This is a genomic window from Ollibium composti (assembly GCF_004801285.1).
GTDB classification, from domain to species: Bacteria; Pseudomonadota; Alphaproteobacteria; order Rhizobiales; family Rhizobiaceae; genus Mesorhizobium; species Mesorhizobium composti.
The window spans coordinates 348,039-365,015 of sequence record NZ_SSNY01000002.1; the positions used below are offsets into that span (position 1 = coordinate 348,039).

Genomic DNA, 16,977 nt, shown 5'->3' on the forward strand with positions numbered 1-16,977 from the left:
GGCAGTAGGGCAGTAGGGCAGTAGGGCAGTAGGGCAGTAGGTGCCCCTTTTCCTATTGCCTTACTGCCCTACTGCCTTAGATAACTACCACAGGATTGCGCTTCGAGACGCGGCTGTAGAGGTCGATGATGTCCTGGTTGATGAGCCTGACGCAGCCCGACGACATCGCCTTGCCGATCGACCACCATTCGGGCGAGCCGTGGATGCGGTAGCCGGTGTCGCGGCCGTCCTGGAAGATGTAGAGGGCGCGTGCGCCGAGCGGGTTCGTCAGGCCGCCGGGCTGGCCGTTCTGCCATTTCACCAGTTCGGGCTTGCGCTGGATCATCTCGGGCGGCGGCGTCCAGGTCGGCCATTCGCGGCCGTACTGGATATTGGCGCGGCCGGACCAGCGGAAGCCGTCCTTTCCGACGCCGACGCCGTAGCGGATGGCGTCGCCGCCTTGCTGCACCAGGTAGAGCAGGCGTTCCTGCGTATGCACCACGATGGTGCCCGGTGCCTCGCCGGTCGGGTCGACGACGATCTGCCGGCGGAATTCGGCCTTGACCTTCTGGTAGGGCACGGCCGGCACGGCGAAGCCGCCGTCGGTCAGCGCGGCGTACATCACGTCGGGGCTGGTCACATGGCTGTCGACGCTGATGCGCGGCACCGGCCGGTTCGGCTTGATCGAGCCGGTGGTGATGGTGTCGAGACCGAGCGCCGGCATGTCCACCGAGCGCGAGCAGCCGGCGATGCCGAGAAGGGCCGCCGCACCCAGGCCGCCGAGCGTGGCGCGCCGGGAAAGGTTGGTCCCGGTTTCGTTCATGCCGTCTTGTCGCGACGGCGCCGGATCATGCAGGTCTCTACGCATGCACGCTCTACCCCAAACCCAAATCCCAACTGAGCCGCCAGCACGCTGCGGCCGAATGACACGCATTTTCACCAGTCATGGTTGAAAAAGGGTGAATCGCACAGCCTGGTGGGTAACGAGTGTGACGGCGTCAGCGCGGCGAGGCCGCCCGACTGGCGTACGGGCCTGCCGTTTTCCCTTTACTTCCCGGCGGGCGTCGGGATTTATCCTTTTCTTTGCGTGAGGAGAAAGTCATGCCGCTCGAAACCTGGGCCGCCTTCGTCGCCGCTTCCGCCATCCTGTTGATCATTCCGGGTCCGACGATCCTGCTGGTCGTCTCCTATGCGCTGGGCCAGGGATGGCGCACCGTTCTGCCCATGGCTTTCGGCGTCGCTCTTGGCGACTTCACCGCCATGACGCTGTCGATGCTGGGCATCGGCGCGCTGCTTGCCGCTTCCGCCACCGTTTTCACCATCCTCAAGATCGTCGGTGCCGGCTACCTGATCTATCTGGGCATAAAGCTGTTCCGAGCTGGCGGTACGCTGCGCGCCCAGCCGCGCACCGATGCCGTTTCGGCTTCCAGGATGGCGGCGCATGCCTGGCTGGTGACGGCACTCAACCCCAAGAGCATCACCTTCTTCGTCGCCTTCCTGCCGCAGTTCCTCGACCGGCACGCGGACTTCTTCACCCAGATGCTCATCTTCGAGGCGACGTTCCTGCTGCTCGCTTTCGCCAATGCCTTCGGCTACGCGCTGGTGGCGGCCCGCGCCCGTGCGGTCGTGCGCAACGAACGGGCGATCCGCGTGCTCAACCGCACCGGCGGCACGCTGCTGGTCGGCGCCGGCATCGCCACGGTGGCGATGCGTTCGGGCTCGTGATGACAATGGCCAGCGGCTCGATTGACCGTCGGCTTTCGTTGCCCTAGAATCTGGTCCGACCAGATTATTTCGAACCCTGAAAGCCCTGCGGCGAGGCGCGCGGACGGAGGAACTCATGTATCTCGGCCTCGATCTGGGCACATCCGGCGTCAAGGCGCTGCTGATCGACGGCGACCAGAAGGTCGTCGGCTCCGGCCATGCCTCGCTGGAAGTGTCGCGTCCGCAGGCCGGCTGGTCCGAGCAGGATCCGGCCAACTGGATCGCCGCCTGCGAGGAGGCGATTGCCGAACTCAAGGCGGCGCACGGCGAGGAACTGGCGGCGGTCAAGGGCATCGGCCTGTCCGGCCAGATGCACGGCGCCACTCTCCTCGACAAGGCAGACAAGGTGCTGCGGCCCTGCATCCTGTGGAACGACACCCGCAGCCACGCCGAGGCGGCCTCGCTCGATGCCGATCCGCGGTTTCGGAAAATCACCGGCAACATCGTCTTTCCCGGCTTCACCGCGCCCAAGCTGGCATGGGTGAAGAACAACGAGCCGGCCGTCTTCGCCAAGGTGGCCAAGGTGCTTCTGCCGAAGGACTATCTCAGGCTCTGGCTGACCGGCGAGCATATCTCCGAAATGTCGGACGCTTCCGGCACGGCCTGGCTCGATGTCGGCAAGCGCCGCTGGTCGCCGGACCTGCTCGCCGCCACCGACCTCGACGAGAACCACATGCCGGCGCTGGTCGAGGGTACCGACAAGGCCGGCGCCCTGCGCGCCGAACTGGCGTCGCGCTGGGGCATGGCGGCCGGCGTTCCGGTGGCCGGCGGCGCTGGCGACAACGCGGCATCCGCCTGCGGCATGGGCACGGTGGGCGAGGGGCATGCCTTCGTGTCGCTCGGCACGTCGGGCGTGCTGTTCGCCGCCAACCGCGCCTATCTGCCCAATCCGGCAAGCGCGGTGCACACCTTCTGCCATGCGCTGCCCGCCACTTGGCACCAGATGGGCGTGATTCTCTCTGCGACGGATTCGCTGAACTGGCTGTGCGAGATCACGGGCAGGGATGCGGCGGCACTCACCGACGAACTCGGCGGGAAACTGAAGGCGCCGGGCGGCGTCACCTTCCTGCCTTATCTTTCGGGCGAGCGCACGCCGCACAACGATTCCGCCATTCGCGGCGCCTTCACCGGTCTTGCGCATGAATCCGGCCGCGCCGCGCTGACGCAGGCGGTGCTGGAAGGCGTCGCCTTCGCCTTCCGCGACAGTCTCGAAGCCTTGCGGACGGCCGGCACCATGCTGACCCGCGTCACCGCCATCGGCGGCGGCTCGCGCTCGCGCTATTGGCTCGGCGCCATCGCCACCGCCCTCGGCATTCCGGTCGACATTCCCGCCGACGGCGATTTCGGCGCCGCCTTCGGGGCCGCCCGGCTCGGCCTCATCGCCGCCACCGGTGCGGACCCGCTGTCCATATGCACGGCTCCGCTTACACAGGAGACGATCACGCCGGATGCCGAACTGGTTGGCGCCTATGAGGACGCCTACCGGCGCTATCGCGCGCTCTATCCGGCGATCAGGGACGTGATGTGAAGACGTCCCTGTCGCCTGTCGAACAGCCTTTATTGCGCCGGCACCTTGTCGAGGAAGCCGGTGACGGTTTTCAGCCGCCCGTCCTCGATGACGCCGATGTCGGTGCCTTCGATGATGGACTCGCTTCCGGCCGGTCCGAGGTTCCACGAAAAGCGGATGGCGTCGCCGAAACCGTCCGGCTCGCCCTTCAACGAAAAGCGGAAGCCGGGAAACTGCGTCTTCACGCCGTCGATCAGCGCGGCGATGCCGGCATGGCCGTCGCCCTGCATGATCGGGTCGCGATAACTGATGTCCGCGGTGAAGGCCGCGGCAAGCAGCGCTTCGCGCGTGGCCGGATCAGCCTCGTTCCAGGCGGCGATGTAGTTTTCGGCGATCGTCTGAAGGTCGGTCATCGTCTTTCTCCGTGTTCGTGTTTTGACGTGACCCTTTTCCCCCGTCCTTGTCGGCAAACCAATTACGTCCCGGGTAATCGCGGCGAGGCCGCAGCCAGAAATTTCAGGAGGACATGACGTGAGCACCGGCTTCTTCGGCGACATCAGGAAAATCCGGTACGAGGGTCCGGATTCGACCAATCCGCTCGCCTATCGCTTCTACGATCCCGACGAGATGGTCGCCGGCAAGCGCATGGAGGACCATCTGCGCTTTTCGGTCGCCTACTGGCATTCCTTCGCCTGGCCGGGCGGCGACCCGTTCGGCGGGCAGACTTTCGAGCGGCCGTGGTTTGGCGACACGATGGACAAGGCGAAGTTGAAGGCCGACGTCGCCTTCGAAATGTTTTCGCTGCTTGGCGTACCCTTCTATTGCTTCCACGACGCCGACGTGCGGCCGGAGGGCAAAAACTTCGCCGAAAGTGCTGCCCGCCTCGACGAGATCGCCGACATCTTTGCCGCCAAGCAGAAGGAGACGGGCGTCAAGCTCTTGTGGGGCACGGCGAATCTCTTCTCGCACCGGCGCTTCATGGCGGGTGCCGCGACCAATCCCGATCCGGACGTGTTCGCTTACGCCGCCGCCACGGTGAAGAGCTGCATCGACGTGACGAAAAAGCTCGGCGGCGAGAACTATGTTTTGTGGGGCGGCCGCGAGGGCTACGAGACGCTGCTGAACACCGACCTGAAACAGGAGCAGGAACAGGCCGGCCGCTTCCTCTCCATGGTGGTCGACTACAAGCACCGCATCGGCTTCAAGGGCACGATCCTGATCGAGCCGAAGCCGCAGGAGCCGACCAAGCACCAGTATGACTACGACGTGGCGACGGTGTACGGCTTCCTGAAGAAGTTCGGGCTGGAGGGCGAGGTCAAGGTCAACATCGAGCAGGGCCATGCGATCCTCGCCGGCCATTCCTTCGAGCACGAACTGGCACTCGCCAACGCACTCGGCATCTTCGGCTCCATCGACATGAACCGCAACGACTACCAGTCCGGCTGGGATACCGACCAGTTCCCCAACAACGTGCCGGAAATGGCGCTCGCCTATTATCAGGTGCTGCAGGCCGGCGGCTTCACCACAGGCGGCACCAACTTCGACGCCAAGCTCAGGCGCCAGTCGCTCGACCCGCAGGACCTCCTGATCGCCCATATCGGCGGCATGGACTGCTGCGCGCGCGGCCTGAAGGCGGCGACTCGCATGGTCGAGGACAAGGCGCTGTCCGACCCGCTGGCCGAACGCTATGCCGGCTGGAAAGGGGCGGAGGCGCAGGCGATGCTTTCGGGCAAGCGCACGCTGGAAGACGTCGCCCGGCGCGTCGTCAAGGACGGGATCGAGCCGGAGCCGCGTTCCGGCCGGCAGGAATTCCTGGAGAACATCGTCAACCGCTACGTGTGAGAAGGAGCGTGCCGCTGCCGGCACGGTAAACTTGCGTTACCGGCGATCAAATCGACCGCGGACGGTTTGAACCCGCCCCCGTCCATGGGAATGATGCCGCGACCCTACGGAGCCGCGAGACGCCATGACGCAGACGCTTGACGACATTGTCCGGCCATTGGCCCTGACGGGCCGGCTGCTCGTCGCCTGCTGGCCGCAATTGCTGCTGATCGGCTGTCTCGGCATGATCGCCCGCGATCTCCTGTTGCAGGGCGCGGTCAAGGTCGGCCTCGGCTTCCCGCTTGGCGGCATGGTCGTCCTCTCTTTCGTCGTGCTTGCCAAGCTCACCGTGCTGGTCATGATGTTCGTGGTGCTGCGTCCCTTCCTGCCGGCGCTCATGGCCCTGCGCCGCAGCGCCGCCGGCAAGGCCTCCGACGAAAACCGGCGCGAACCGATCCTCGCCATCACCGCCGCAGCCGTCCTTCCCTTCTTCGCCTATTATGCCGCCTGGGGCTTTCTCGGCGACACCGTGCGCGAATATTCGCGCATGGCGCTTGCGCAGGTCGCGTTCGGCGAGAGGCTCGACATCTTTTCCATCCTGCAATCCGGCGGCGTCATCCTGTCCATCGTGGCCTGTTGGCTAGTGCGGTTTGCTGCCAAGTGGCTCAACGGCCGCGCATCCCATCCCTACTGGCGTCTGGTCGTGGTGGCGGCCGACGCGACATGGATATTCATTGGTCTTTACGCGCTCAGCGTGTGGAAGGATCAGTTCATCCGCTGGCTCGGCGCTGCCTCGATCCTGCAGCAGAACGCGTTCGATCTTCTTTCGCCGGTAACGGCGGCCTGGGCGTCGGGTGACTTCGTTCCGGTCGAGTTCCGGCCGGTTCCGCTTGGCGATCAGCTGCAGGCTCTCTTCTTCTACGCGCTGCTGCCGATGGTCTGGCTGGTGATGGCCGCCGTCATCAACGGCTACGAGCTTTCGGCGCCACCCGCCGCTTCGCCCGCGCCGTCGCGCTCCAGCACCTGGCGCAGGTGGCTGCAAGATTTCACCCGGCATTTTCTCGGCGGCTATCGCAGCCGCTATGCGCCGGTGTGGACATGCCTGAAGCTGACCCTCGGCGCCGGCCTTGCCACGCTGATCACCTTCGTCATCGCCTATCAGGCGATTTCGTGGACGGGCATGTGGCTATGGTATGGCCTGACAAGACTGATCGGCGCGCATGATCTGGCGACCTGGCAGGTTTTCGCCGATATCATCAGCGTGTTCATCGGCAGTCCGAGCGATATGAACGGCGGCATAGTGCTGGATGCGGTTCGCATCGCCCTGCTGGCGGCCGTGCTGGAAACGGCGGTCGCGCAGGGAAGCGCACGGGAACGCAATGCCGCTGCAATTCAGGGCTGAGGCTCGCTGACGCTCAGATAGGCAGGCAGCGCGGAGAGCAGGGCGACCGACAGTTTGAGGTCGCTCGCCGAAGCAGGGATGGCGAAGCTCGCCGCCATCCTGACGGGCTCGCCGCCCTTGGCCTCAGCGAAACTCGGCCCGCCGCACAAGGCCCTCTGGAGCGCCTCCGGATACATCTTCCTGACAACGGGGTCGCCCAAAAACACCGGCTGCCATGTGCGGCCTTCGCCGTCGGAAAGGCCGATCTGACAGGGAACGTTGGCGAACGCCTTGGGATCGGGGATCACCGCCTCGAATTCGGCGAGCACCACCGCGCGGCCTTCTCCACCGGCCAGCCGTGTCAGGCGCGTCACCGTCCATTGCGCACCGGCGTAGTCGACTTTCTGTCCCACCTGCGCAGCCGTGGGCTCGCGGACGTTCACTGCGCGCCAGTTGACGAAAGAGCCCCAGCCGCTCACGGCCAGCGCCGCCGGCAGGGCAACGGCCAGGGCAGCCATGCTCAGCCAGTAGCCGCGCCGGGACGGTGTCATCGCTGCGGTAGGACGGTCCAAGGAAAGCCCTCGTTGTTGCGGCGGAGCGTGATCTTCGGCTCCGTCCGGTCAGTGTCGGCATCCACGGCGATCTGCACCTCGTCGTCCAGCGGCGACAGCTTGCTGCGCGTCACCGCGACGGAGCCGCCGGCGACCGCCTCCTGCGGCATCTCGAAGACGAGCAGCGCGCGGCGCGGCAGACCCGGCTGGTTCACGTCTCCCGGCAGCATCTCGATCGTGGCCGGTATGCGGTCGGTCAGGGCATAGCGGACGCCCGCCGTGCTGATCCAGTCGGCCGAGGTGAGGGAAAGCGTCTCGTGGCGCGCTTCGGCCGTACCCTCGACAACGACCCACACGCCCGGCGTCGTATAGGCTTTCGTCTTGCCAAAGGTTTCGACGTCGAGTGCGCGGGCCACCCGCACGCTGTCCAGCGACAGCGCGAAATTGCCGGTCTGGACCCGTTCGTTCATGCCTCCCGTCGTGACGATCGGCGAGGTGATCTGGCTGTAGCGCGGCCGCGTGTGCTGCAGGCCGTAGAGCACGGCGGCCGCGAACAGAAGGGCGAGCGCCGTGCGCAGCGTGCCGATCACGGAACCCGCTCCACCGGCAGTTCGACGGTCGCCACCGGATCGCCGTCATACCAGCCGGTTGCGCCGTAAAGATTGTCGCGCAGCTTGTAGATCTCGCCCTTGACGATGACTGTCAGCGTCTCGGGCACCGGCATGTCCTGCGGCCAGGTCCAGGCCATCGTCACCCGTTCGGGCATGTTCGGGTTTATGTGGTTGGCAAAATACTTGTCCCGATCGAGGTAAGTCGTCGGAATTTCCGGCACTGCGCCCGCCGGGGCTGCCAGCGGGGCGGGGACGACGACTTTGCCGAGGAGATTGTTCGGCATCGCCGAGCGGTTCACCACGTCGAGATCCACCATGATGAGTTGCTTTGGGTTCGAAGGCGGCACGCCGGTCGGCGAAATGGTGCCGATGCGCGCCGAGCGCAAGGTCACGAACCAGCGGCCGGTGTCGATCTGCTGGCCGGCGGCCACCGCCGGCGTCTCGGGTGGATGGGCGGCCTCGTAGACGGCCATCGAAAACGAAACGGCCGATGCGGCCAGCCCGCCCAGGCCCGCGATCAGGAATGCGTACAGCCTTTGCCTTACCGTCGCTCGTGTCGGTTCCGTCATCCGCGGCGGGTCCGTATGCGATGCGCCCCGCCGCCCTTTTACAATTTTCGCGAGCAGTCCCGGCACAACAATTGTTACAGCGGTTAACCGTCGGCCGCGCCGGGGAGGCGATTTCGCAAAGCCGTGATTTCGGGACAAAACTTTGCCCCGGCCGGCCCCTCAATCGCCTTTGTCTTGCCTTCAAACAGCCGTCACGTAACCCGTATAGTCTGGGCATATCGCGACGAACTGGAAAGGAGGCGAACGTCATGCATACAGACTACCAGATCGACGCCCTTCTCTCGCGCGGCGGCGAGGCAGGCTCCATCTTCGACCGGTTGATGGCGATGCCGCGTCCGGCCGCCGATGCCGCCAACGAATGGGACCGCGCCGTCATCGGCCGGCTGGAAACGCATCTCGCCCGGCGCATGCGCGACATGCTCGACGGCGCTGGCGACGGCCGCAAGGACGCCGCCCGACAACTATCCCTCAGCTCTGCCGCAATCGGACGGGCGCCTGCCCGAACGCCCTCGAAAACGCCCTCGAAAACGCCGAGCCGGACGAAAACCCCGTCCGCCCGGCGATTTCGGCGAGTGGCAGGCGTGTGTCGGTGACCAGCTTGCGCGCCGCCGTCAGCCTGAGCCGCAGGTAGTAGGCGCCCGGCGTCTCGCCGATCGACCGGGAGAAGATCGTCTCCAGCGTGCGCGGCGTCACGCCCGCCCGCCGCGCGATGGCTTCCACCGTCACCGGCGCCTCGACATGCGCCTCCATCAGCCGGATCGCCTGTGCCAGTCTCGGGTCGTAGCCGTCGAGCCGGCCGAGCGACACCAGCGGCTGCGCGTCGGTCGCGGCCCGTGCCTGGTCGTAGATGAAGACGCTGGCGACATCGAGCGCCACCGCCATGCCGAGCCGCGAGCGGATCAGGTGCAGCATCAGGTCGAAGGTCGGCGCGGCACCCCCGGTGGTGAAGGCGGGACCGTCGATGACGTAGCGGTCGGGCCTGACGTCGGCATCGGGAAAGGCGGCGGCGAAATCCTCCATATCCTCCCAGTGCGTCGTCGCGGCGCGGCCGTCCAGCAGGCCGGCGCGGCCGACCAGCCATGTGCCGGCCTCGATGCCGCCATAGGCTCTGCACCCGCGCGCTGCCCGCCTGAGCCCCGACAGCAACGCCGCTGTGGCGTAGTTCTGCGTGCCGAAGCCGGCCACCACCGCCAGCATGTCGGTCTTCTCGGTTGGATCGAAGCGGCCGGAAACGGCGACCGGCAGGCCGCAGGTGGTCACCGGCGCCTCGCCAGTGACCGACACCAGCCGGAAATCGAACAGCCTCTCGCCGGCGATGCGGTTGGCGGCGCGCAGCGGATCGACGGCCGACGCCACGCACATGATGGACGCGCCGGAGAACACCAGGAACGTCACCCTCAGCGGCGCATGTTCGGTGCGGAAGACCGTCGCTCTTGCGGTTTGTGGCATGTTGCCTTCGTAAAACGCGAAGCATGGCCGCGCAAGCGGGGCGATGATCGATATCTGGATGCAGCAGCCGGGAGGATGACGATGCCGCTTGCCATGAACCGGGAGGTTTTCATCACCTGTGCCGTGACCGGATCGGGCGGCACGCAGGACCGCAGCCCGCATGTGCCGCGTTCGCCCAAGCAGATCGCTGATTCGGCGATCGAGGCGGCCAAGGCGGGTGCTGCCATCGTCCACTGTCATGTGCGCGATCCCGAGACGGGCAAGCCGCGTCGCGACGTTTCGCTCTACCGCGAAGTGACCGAGCGCATCCGCGCGGCGAACGTCGACGTGGTACTGAACCTCACCGCCGGCATGGGCGGCGACATGGTGTTCGGCGACGTCGAGAGCCCGTTGCCGCTGAGAGAGCAGGGCACCGATATGGGTGGCGCCACCAACCGCGTCGAGCATGTGCGCCAGTGCCTGCCGGAAATCTGTACGCTCGACTGCGGCACGATGAACTTCAACGAAGCCGACTACGTGATGACCAATACGCCCGGCATGCTGCGCGCCATGGGCTCCATGATGACGGAAATGGGCATCAAGCCGGAGATCGAGGCCTTCGACACCGGCCACCTGTGGTTCGCCAAGCAGCTGGTCGAGGAAAAGGTGCTGAAGGCGGATGCGCTGGTGCAGCTCTGCATGGGCGTGCCGTGGGGCGCGCCGGACGACCTCAACACCTTCATGGCGATGGTCAACAACGTGCCGTCGGACTGGACCTGGTCGGCCTTCTCGCTCGGCCGCAACCAGATGGCCTATGCGGCGGCGGCCGTGCTCGCCGGCGGCAATGTCCGCGTCGGGCTGGAAGACAATCTGTGGCTCGACAAGGGCGTGCTCGCCACCAATGCGCAGCTGGTGGAGCGCGCCGTCGGCATCGTCGAGCGCATGGGCGCGCGCGTGCTGGGACCGGAAGAGGTGCGCAAGAAGCTCGGCCTCACCAAGCGCGCGCCGCTGGCGGCATAGGGGGAAATAGTCATGACCATCACCAAGGCAGCCGCCGTCGGCGGCGGGGTTATCGGCGCCGGCTGGGTCGCGCGCCTGTTGCTCAACGGCATCGACGTTTCGATCTTCGATCCCGATCCGGAGGCCTCGCGCAAGGTCTCTGAAGTGATGAAGGGCGCGCGCCGCGCCTACAAGCGGATGCTTCCTGACGGCCTGCCCAAGGAGGGCAAGCTGACCTTCGCCAAAACCATCGCCGAAGCCGTGACCGACGCCGACCTGATCCAGGAAAGCGTGCCGGAACGGCTCGACCTCAAGCACAAGGTGCTGGCCGAGATCGACCTGCACGCGCCTGCCAACGCCATCGTCGGCTCCTCCACCTCGGGGATAAAACCGTCCGACATGCAGGTGGCAATGAAGAAACACCCCGAGCGGCTGGTCGTCGCCCACCCGTTCAACCCGGTCTATCTCCTGCCGATCGTCGAGATCGTCGGCGGCGCCCAGACCTTCCCGGAGGCGATCGAGGTCGCCAAGGAGATCTATGCCTCCATCGGCATGAAGCCGGTGGTCATCCGCAAGGAGATCGAGGCCTTCGTCGGTGACCGCCTGCTGGAAGCGGCATGGCGCGAGGCGCTGTGGCTCATCAAGGACGGCATCTGCTCGGTCGAGGAACTGGACGACATCATGCGCTATGGCTTCGGCCTGCGTTGGGCGCAGATGGGCATGTTCCAGGTCTACCGCGTCGCCGGCGGCGAGGCCGGCATGCGCCACTTCATGGCGCAGTTCGGGCCTTGCCTGAAATGGCCGTGGACCAAGCTGATGGACGTGCCGGAGTTCAACGACGAGCTGGTCGACCTGATCGCCTCCCAGTCCGACGACCAGTCCGCGCAATGGTCGATCCGGGAACTGGAAAAAATCCGCGACGAGAACCTCGTCGGCATCATGGACGTGCTGTCGAAGACCAACAAGGGCAAGGGCTGGGGCGCCGGCGCGCTACACAAGGACTACGTCAAGCGCCTCGGCAAGCTGGCGGCGGCGAAGAAGCCGGTCTCCAAGGCCGCCGCCAAGGCGAAGGCGGCCAAGCCGGTGAAGAAGAAGGCAAAGAAAGCCTGACGTCATGAAATCCGTCGTGCGTCCTTCGAGGCTCGCTTCGCTCGCACCTCAGGATGAGGACCGCAGGGCGCCAAACCCGGCACGAAGCGTTTGCGCTGACCTCCCTCATCCTGAGGTGCGAGCGAAGCGAGCCTCGAAGGATGCACGACCAATGTTACAGGTGAAGCCATGAACTTCGGCCTTTCGGAAGAACAGCGCGCCATCGTCGACACCACCCGCGCCTTCGTCGAGAACGAGCTTTACCCGCACGAGCGGGAGGTGGAGCGCACCGGCAAGCTCGAGATGGACCTGATCAAGGAGCTCCAGCAGAAAGCGCTGGCCGCCGGGCTCTATGCCGCCAACATGCCGGCCGAAGTCGGCGGCGCGGGCTTGGATACGCTGTCCTGGCTGCTCTACGAGAAGGAACTGGGCAAGGCCAACTACGCGCTGCACTGGACCTGCGTGGCGCGGCCCTCCAACATCCTGCTCGCCGGCACCGAGGAACAGAAGGAGAAGTATCTCTATCCCTGCATCCGTGGCGAGACATGGGATTGCCTGGCCATGACCGAGCCCGGCGCCGGCTCGGACCTGCGCGGCATGAAGGCGACCGCCGTACAGGACGGCGACGATTTTGTCCTGAACGGCACCAAGCATTTTATCAGCCATGCCGATATCGCCGGTTTCGCTATCGTCTTCATGGCGTCGGGCGAGGAGGATTCCCCACGCGGCAAGCGTAAGAAGATCACCGCTTTCTTCGTCGACAAGGGCACGAAGGGCTTTGCTGTGCGCGAGGGCTACCGCAACGTCTCGCATCGCGGCTACACCAACGCCGTGCTGGAATTCGACGACTGCCGCCTGCCGAAGGAACAGGTGCTCGGCGAAGTCCACAAGGGCTTCGAGGTCGCCAATTCGTGGCTCGGCGCCACCCGGCTCCAGGTGGCATCCACCTGCCTCGGCCGCGCCGAACGCGCGCTGGCGCACTCGATCGAATATGCCGCGCAGCGCCAGCAGTTCGGCCAGCAGATCGGCAAGTTCCAGGGCGTGTCCTTCAAGCTGGCCGACATGGCGACCGAGCTGAAGGCAGCCGAATTGCTGACCCGCGAGGCCGGCTGGAAATACGACCAGGGCACCGTCACCGACGAGGACATGGCGATGGCCAAGCTGAAGGCGACGGAGGTTCTGGCCTTCATCGCCGACGAGGCGATCCAGATCCACGGCGGCATGGGCCTGATGGACGACCTGCCCTTGGAGCGCATCTGGCGCGACGCCCGCGTCGAGCGCATCTGGGAAGGGACCAGCGAGATACAACGGCACATCATTTCGCGGGCCTTGCTCAGGGCTGTCGGGGGATAGTCCGGCGAAATGGCGAAGACCGGCATCAAGGAAACCGACCTTTACCTGCCCGTGAAGCGTCTGCTCGAAACGCAGGGCTATACGGTCAAGGGCGAGGTCAGCGCAGCCGACGTCGTCGCCATGCGCGAAGGCGACGAACCCGTGATCGTCGAATTGAAGGCCGGTTTCTCGCTGTCGCTGTTCCATCAGGCGATCCAGCGCCAGGCGATCAGCGACGCGGTCTATGTCGCCGTGCCGCGCGGAACGGGGCGTGCATCGTTGAAGGCGCTGGTCGAGAACAGGAAGCTGTGCCGGCGGCTCGGTCTTGGCCTGATCACGGTTCGTCTCGCCGATGGCTACACCGAAATCCATTGCGACCCCGCGCCCTACAAGCCACGGCAGTCCAGGCCGCGAAAGACGCGGCTTCTGCGGGAATTCGAACGGCTGGTCGGCGACCCGAACCTTGGCGGCGCGACGCGGCGCAATCTGGTGACCGGCTATCGCCAGGAAGCGTTGCGCTGCCTCAACCTGCTCGACGAACGCGGCCCGACGAAAGCCGCCGAGGTCGCCCGCCAGACCAGCATCGGCCACGCGCGTCGCCTGATGGCCGACAATCACTATGGCTGGTTCGAGAGGATCGGCGTCGGCATTTACGCCTTGAGCCCGCAAGGCGTGGAGGCGACCGCTCAATATCTGCCGGAACTCGAAAAACTCCGCGCGTCGACGGCCGACGCGAGCAACCCTTCCGTGATCGCCAAACCATGACGCCTGTCCGCGACCTTTCCCGTCTCCTGCGCCCCAAGTCCGTTGCCATCATTGGCGGCGGCGCCTTCGGCACCAACGTCGTCGAGCAGTGCCTGAAGATGAATTATGCCGGCGCGATCTGGCCGGTGCATCCCAGCCGCGCCGAGGTGCACGGCGTGCCGGCCTTCAAGTCGGTCGCCGATCTGCCGGGCGCGCCCGACGCCGCCTTCGTCGCCGTCAACCGCAATCTCACCATCGACATCATCCGCCAGCTTTCCGCCATGGGGGCGGGCGGAGCCATCTGCTTTGCCGCGGGTTTTCGCGAGACGGGCAGCTACGATGCCGACGGCGAGCGCCTGCAGGCGGACCTGATCGATGCTGCCGGTTCCATGCCGATCATCGGCCCGAACTGCTACGGCCTGATCAACTACGCCGACGGCGCGCTTCTGTGGCCCGACCAGCATGGCGGCCGCCGGCTCGGCGCGGGCGAGCGCGGCGTCGGCATCATCACCCAGTCCTCCAACATCGCCTGCAACCTCACCATGCAGACGCGCGGCCTGCCCGTCGCCTTCCTGATGACGGCGGGCAACCAGGCGCAGACGGGCCTGTCGGAAATGGCGCTGGGGCTCATCGAGGACGACCGCGTCACCGCGCTCGGCCTGCACATCGAGGGGTTCGATTCAGTCGCCGGCTTCGAACGGCTGGCGGCGCGGGCGCGCGAATTGAACAAGCCCATCGTCGCCATGAAGGTCGGCCGCTCCGAGCAGGCGCGTGCCGCCACCATCTCGCACACCGCCTCGCTGGCCGGCTCCGATGCCGCCTCCGACGCCTTCCTGCGCCGGCTCGGCATTCCGCGTCTGGATACCATCCCGTCCTTTCTCGAGGCCCTGAAGCTGCTGCATGCGGTCGGGTCGCTGGAATCGCGCACACTGTCGTCCATGAGTTGTTCCGGCGGCGAGGCCTCGGTGATGGCGGACACCGCCGTCGGGCGCGGCGTGCATTTCCCGCCACTGGAGGCGGCGCACAAGGCGCGCGTGCAGGACACGCTCGGGCCGCTGGTGGCCGTCGCCAATCCGCTCGACTACAACACCTATATCTGGGCCAAGGAGGAGGCGCTGACGGCGACCTTCTGCGCCATGGCCTCGGGCGGCTTCGGCCTCAACCTTCTGGTGCTGGATTTCCCGCGTACCGACCGCTGCTCCGACGCCGACTGGTGGATTACGGTCAATGCGTTCGAGAAAGCGCTGAAGGAAAACGGCGCCAAGGGCGCCATCGTCGCGTCAATGGGCGAGAACCTGCCGGAAGGCCATTCGGCCGAGCTGCTGCGGCGCGGCATCGTGCCGATCCACGGCATCGCCGAGGCTTTCGACGCGGCCGAAGCGGCGGCATTTGTGGGCGAGGCGTGGCGGCGTCCGGTATTGACCTCGACGGTGGCAGGTCGACCCCCACACCGTCAGGCTACGCCTGACACCTCTCCCCCGCTCGACGGGGGAGAGAAAGGGGGCGGCGGTGATGGAGGCGCTTCCTCTCCCCCGTCGAGCGGGGGAGAGGTGTCGCGGGCGAAGCCCGGGACGGAGTGTGGGGCGAGCTCTCCCGACGAGGCATCCGCCAAATCCATGCTTGTCGCCGCCGGCCTGCCGGTCCCGCCTGGTCTGCGTGCGGGCAGCGTGCGGGAAGCCGTCTCTGCGGCCGAACAACTCGGCTTTCCTGTCGCGCTGAAAGCGCTGGGCGTCGCCCACAAGTCGGAAGCCGGCGCGGTGCGGCTCAATCTCGAATCCGCTGACGATGTGCGCGCGGCCGCCGAGGCGCTTCTGCCGCTCGGCGCCGGCCTCTATGTCGAGCGCATGGTACAGGGCGGGGTGGCCGAACTCATCGTCGGCTTCACCCGCGACGCCGTGTTCGGCCCGGTGATGACGCTGGGCTCGGGCGGCGTGCTGGTCGAACTGCTGAAGGACAGCGCCACGCTGCTGCTGCCGGCTTCGCGTACGGAGATCGAGACGGCGCTGCGCGGCCTGAAACTGTTCCCGTTGCTCTACGGCTATCGCGGCCGCGCCAGGGCCGATCTGGCGGCGGCGGTCGACGCCATCGCCGGCATCGCTGATTTCGTCGTCGCCCATGGCGATGCGATCGAAGAACTGGACGTCAACCCGCTGATCGTTTGCAAGCAGGGCGAGGGCGCCTGGATCGCCGATGCGCTGCTCGTTCTTTCCTCCCCCCTTGAGGGGGAGGTGGCCGCCCCCGGGTCTGGCCTTTGGCCACGAGGACAGGCTGCACGGCCGGAGGGGGTCGGCGCCGACAGCGCGCCGACTTCCGAAAATGGATCGGCCCCTCATTTGGCCGCGACAACCCCACCCGACCGGACTTCGTCCGGCCACCCTCCCCTCGAGGGGGAGGGGAACGCAGGAGCTTTGCCATGACCGACGTCATCACCACGCGCCGCGACGGCGCGATCCTCGAAGTCACGCTCGACCGGCCGAAGGCCAACGCCATCAACATGGAGACGTCGCGGCTGATGGGCCAGACGTTCAAGGCGTTCCGCGACGATCCGGAACTCCGCGTCGCCATCGTCAGGACGGCGGGCGACAAGTTCTTCTGCGCCGGCTGGGACCTGAAGGGCGCGGCCAGCGGCGACGCGGTGGACGGCGACTACGGCGTCGGCGGCTTCGCCGGCCTGCAGGAACTGCGCGACCTCAACAAGCCGGTCATCGCCTGCGTCAACGGCATGGCCGTCGGCGGCGGCTTCGAACTGGCGCTGTCCTGCGACCTGATCTACGCCTCCGACCACTCCTCCTTCGCGCTGCCCGAGATCAAGGCCGGCACGCTGGCCGATGCCGCGACCATCAAGCTGCCGAAGCGCATCCCCTACCACGTCGCCATGGACCTGCTCTTGACCGGCCGCTGGATGGATGCCGCCGAGGCGCATCGCTGGGGCCTCGTCAACGAGGTGCTACCGAAGGAAAAGCTGGAGGACCGGGTGTGGGAGATCGCTCGCCTGCTCGCAGGCGGCCCGCCGCTGGTCTTCGCCGCCATCAAGGAGACGGCGCGTGAGGCCGAGGGACAAAAGTTCCAGGACATCATGAACCGCGTCACCCGCAGGCAACTCGCCACCGTCGATGTGCTCTACGGCTCGGAAGACAATCTCGAAGGTTTCAAGGCTTTCGCCGAGAAGCGCGACCCGGTGTGGAAGGGACGGTAAGCGTCG

17 protein-coding genes are annotated in these 16,977 nt (G+C 66.3%); 10 read left to right on the plus strand and 7 right to left on the minus strand.

Annotation, left to right across the window (positions count from 1 at the left end; all coding sequences use genetic code 11):
• Positions 1-76: 76 nt before the first annotated feature.
• Positions 77-802 carry a L,D-transpeptidase gene (locus E6C48_RS04970; protein ID WP_230978669.1) on the minus strand — a complete coding sequence of 242 codons (726 nt, stop codon included), beginning with the start codon at positions 800-802 and terminating at the stop codon, positions 77-79.
• A gap of 278 nt (positions 803-1,080) precedes the next feature.
• Between E6C48_RS04970 and E6C48_RS04975 the strand changes: the two genes are divergently transcribed.
• Both E6C48_RS04975 and xylB read left to right on the plus strand, forming a co-directional pair.
• The gene (locus E6C48_RS04975) at positions 1,081-1,704 is read left to right on the plus strand and encodes a LysE family translocator (RefSeq protein WP_136354628.1); all 624 of its coding nucleotides are present in this window, start codon (positions 1,081-1,083) and stop codon (positions 1,702-1,704) included.
• Between the two features lie 115 nt (positions 1,705-1,819).
• Positions 1,820-3,271 (plus strand): xylulokinase, encoded by a 1,452-nt coding sequence (gene xylB / locus E6C48_RS04980; protein WP_136354631.1) that lies wholly within the window; start codon positions 1,820-1,822, stop codon positions 3,269-3,271.
• Positions 3,272-3,300: 29 nt separating this feature from the next.
• Here xylB and E6C48_RS04985 read toward each other — a convergent pair whose 3' ends face one another.
• Complete coding sequence (locus E6C48_RS04985) at positions 3,301-3,663, minus strand: nuclear transport factor 2 family protein (protein ID WP_136354633.1); 363 nt, start codon at positions 3,661-3,663, stop codon at positions 3,301-3,303.
• Positions 3,664-3,781: 118 nt separating this feature from the next.
• On the opposite strand from E6C48_RS04985, the gene xylA reads away from it, so the two are divergent.
• Both xylA and E6C48_RS04995 read left to right on the plus strand, forming a co-directional pair.
• Positions 3,782-5,092, plus strand: coding sequence for a xylose isomerase (gene xylA, locus E6C48_RS04990; protein ID WP_136354635.1), 1,311 nt, complete (start codon positions 3,782-3,784; stop codon positions 5,090-5,092).
• Between the two features lie 124 nt (positions 5,093-5,216).
• Entirely contained in the window at positions 5,217-6,473 is a 1,257-nt protein-coding gene (locus E6C48_RS04995) for a hypothetical protein (RefSeq protein ID WP_136354637.1), read from the plus strand.
• Here the strand turns inward: E6C48_RS04995 and E6C48_RS05000 are convergent.
• The 5 genes from E6C48_RS05000 to E6C48_RS05020 all read right to left on the minus strand — a co-directional run bounded on the left by E6C48_RS05000 (position 6,464) and on the right by E6C48_RS05020 (position 9,632).
• Entirely contained in the window at positions 6,464-6,970 is a 507-nt protein-coding gene (locus tag E6C48_RS05000; protein WP_136354639.1) for a hypothetical protein, read from the minus strand. The two genes, E6C48_RS04995 and E6C48_RS05000, sit on opposite strands and share 10 nt — an antisense overlap.
• Positions 6,971-6,999: 29 nt before the next feature.
• Positions 7,000-7,593, minus strand: coding sequence for a hypothetical protein (locus tag E6C48_RS05005; RefSeq protein WP_136354641.1), 594 nt, complete (start codon positions 7,591-7,593; stop codon positions 7,000-7,002).
• Entirely contained in the window at positions 7,590-8,183 is a 594-nt protein-coding gene (locus tag E6C48_RS05010; protein ID WP_136354643.1) for a hypothetical protein, read from the minus strand. The genes E6C48_RS05005 and E6C48_RS05010 overlap by 4 nt, the downstream gene beginning before the upstream one ends.
• A gap of 191 nt (positions 8,184-8,374) precedes the next feature.
• Positions 8,375-8,644 (minus strand): hypothetical protein, encoded by a 270-nt coding sequence (locus tag E6C48_RS22700; protein ID WP_206086436.1) that lies wholly within the window; start codon positions 8,642-8,644, stop codon positions 8,375-8,377.
• A 7-nt stretch (positions 8,645-8,651) separates the two neighbouring features.
• Positions 8,652-9,632 (minus strand): GlxA family transcriptional regulator, encoded by a 981-nt coding sequence (locus E6C48_RS05020; protein WP_136354645.1) that lies wholly within the window; start codon positions 9,630-9,632, stop codon positions 8,652-8,654.
• A gap of 81 nt (positions 9,633-9,713) precedes the next feature.
• Between E6C48_RS05020 and E6C48_RS05025 the strand changes: the two genes are divergently transcribed.
• From E6C48_RS05025 to E6C48_RS05050, 6 genes are all read left to right on the plus strand, one after another.
• Positions 9,714-10,631, plus strand: a complete 918-nt coding sequence (locus E6C48_RS05025; RefSeq protein ID WP_136354647.1) for a BKACE family enzyme — start codon at positions 9,714-9,716, stop codon at positions 10,629-10,631.
• Positions 10,632-10,643: 12 nt separating this feature from the next.
• Positions 10,644-11,720 (plus strand): 3-hydroxyacyl-CoA dehydrogenase NAD-binding domain-containing protein, encoded by a 1,077-nt coding sequence (locus E6C48_RS05030; protein WP_136354649.1) that lies wholly within the window; start codon positions 10,644-10,646, stop codon positions 11,718-11,720.
• Positions 11,721-11,888: 168 nt separating this feature from the next.
• Positions 11,889-13,052 carry an acyl-CoA dehydrogenase family protein gene (locus E6C48_RS05035; protein ID WP_136354652.1) on the plus strand — a complete coding sequence of 388 codons (1,164 nt, stop codon included), beginning with the start codon at positions 11,889-11,891 and terminating at the stop codon, positions 13,050-13,052.
• 9 nt (positions 13,053-13,061) lie between these two features.
• The gene (locus E6C48_RS05040) at positions 13,062-13,796 is read left to right on the plus strand and encodes a DUF2161 domain-containing phosphodiesterase (RefSeq protein ID WP_136354654.1); all 735 of its coding nucleotides are present in this window, start codon (positions 13,062-13,064) and stop codon (positions 13,794-13,796) included.
• Complete coding sequence (locus tag E6C48_RS05045) at positions 13,793-16,192, plus strand: acetate--CoA ligase family protein (RefSeq protein ID WP_136354655.1); 2,400 nt, start codon at positions 13,793-13,795, stop codon at positions 16,190-16,192. The genes E6C48_RS05040 and E6C48_RS05045 overlap by 4 nt, the downstream gene beginning before the upstream one ends.
• Positions 16,189-16,971, plus strand: a complete 783-nt coding sequence (locus E6C48_RS05050) for a carnitinyl-CoA dehydratase (protein WP_136354657.1) — start codon at positions 16,189-16,191, stop codon at positions 16,969-16,971. Before E6C48_RS05045 ends, E6C48_RS05050 begins: the two co-directional genes overlap by 4 nt.
• Positions 16,972-16,977: the final 6 nt, after the last annotated feature.

Excerpts from the sequence above, each read along its gene's own strand:
- E6C48_RS05045 (WP_136354655.1), top strand. The coding sequence starts at position 13,793 with ATGACGCCTGTCCGCGACCTTTCCCGTCTCCTGCGCCCCAAGTCCGTT.
- E6C48_RS05030 (WP_136354649.1), top strand. The coding sequence starts at position 10,644 with ATGACCATCACCAAGGCAGCCGCCGTCGGCGGCGGGGTTATCGGCGCC.
- E6C48_RS05040 (WP_136354654.1), top strand. The coding sequence starts at position 13,062 with ATGGCGAAGACCGGCATCAAGGAAACCGACCTTTACCTGCCCGTGAAG.
- E6C48_RS05010 (WP_136354643.1), bottom strand. The coding sequence starts at position 8,183 with ATGACGGAACCGACACGAGCGACGGTAAGGCAAAGGCTGTACGCATTC.
- E6C48_RS04985 (WP_136354633.1), bottom strand. The coding sequence starts at position 3,663 with ATGACCGACCTTCAGACGATCGCCGAAAACTACATCGCCGCCTGGAAC.
- E6C48_RS04995 (WP_136354637.1), top strand. The coding sequence starts at position 5,217 with ATGACGCAGACGCTTGACGACATTGTCCGGCCATTGGCCCTGACGGGC.
- E6C48_RS05035 (WP_136354652.1), top strand. The coding sequence starts at position 11,889 with ATGAACTTCGGCCTTTCGGAAGAACAGCGCGCCATCGTCGACACCACC.
- E6C48_RS05000 (WP_136354639.1), bottom strand. The coding sequence starts at position 6,970 with ATGGCTGCCCTGGCCGTTGCCCTGCCGGCGGCGCTGGCCGTGAGCGGC.
- E6C48_RS05050 (WP_136354657.1), top strand. The coding sequence starts at position 16,189 with ATGACCGACGTCATCACCACGCGCCGCGACGGCGCGATCCTCGAAGTC.
- E6C48_RS04975 (WP_136354628.1), top strand. The coding sequence starts at position 1,081 with ATGCCGCTCGAAACCTGGGCCGCCTTCGTCGCCGCTTCCGCCATCCTG.
- E6C48_RS04970 (WP_230978669.1), bottom strand. The coding sequence starts at position 802 with ATGAACGAAACCGGGACCAACCTTTCCCGGCGCGCCACGCTCGGCGGC.
- xylB (WP_136354631.1), top strand. The coding sequence starts at position 1,820 with ATGTATCTCGGCCTCGATCTGGGCACATCCGGCGTCAAGGCGCTGCTG.
- E6C48_RS05020 (WP_136354645.1), bottom strand. The coding sequence starts at position 9,632 with ATGCCACAAACCGCAAGAGCGACGGTCTTCCGCACCGAACATGCGCCG.
- E6C48_RS05025 (WP_136354647.1), top strand. The coding sequence starts at position 9,714 with ATGCCGCTTGCCATGAACCGGGAGGTTTTCATCACCTGTGCCGTGACC.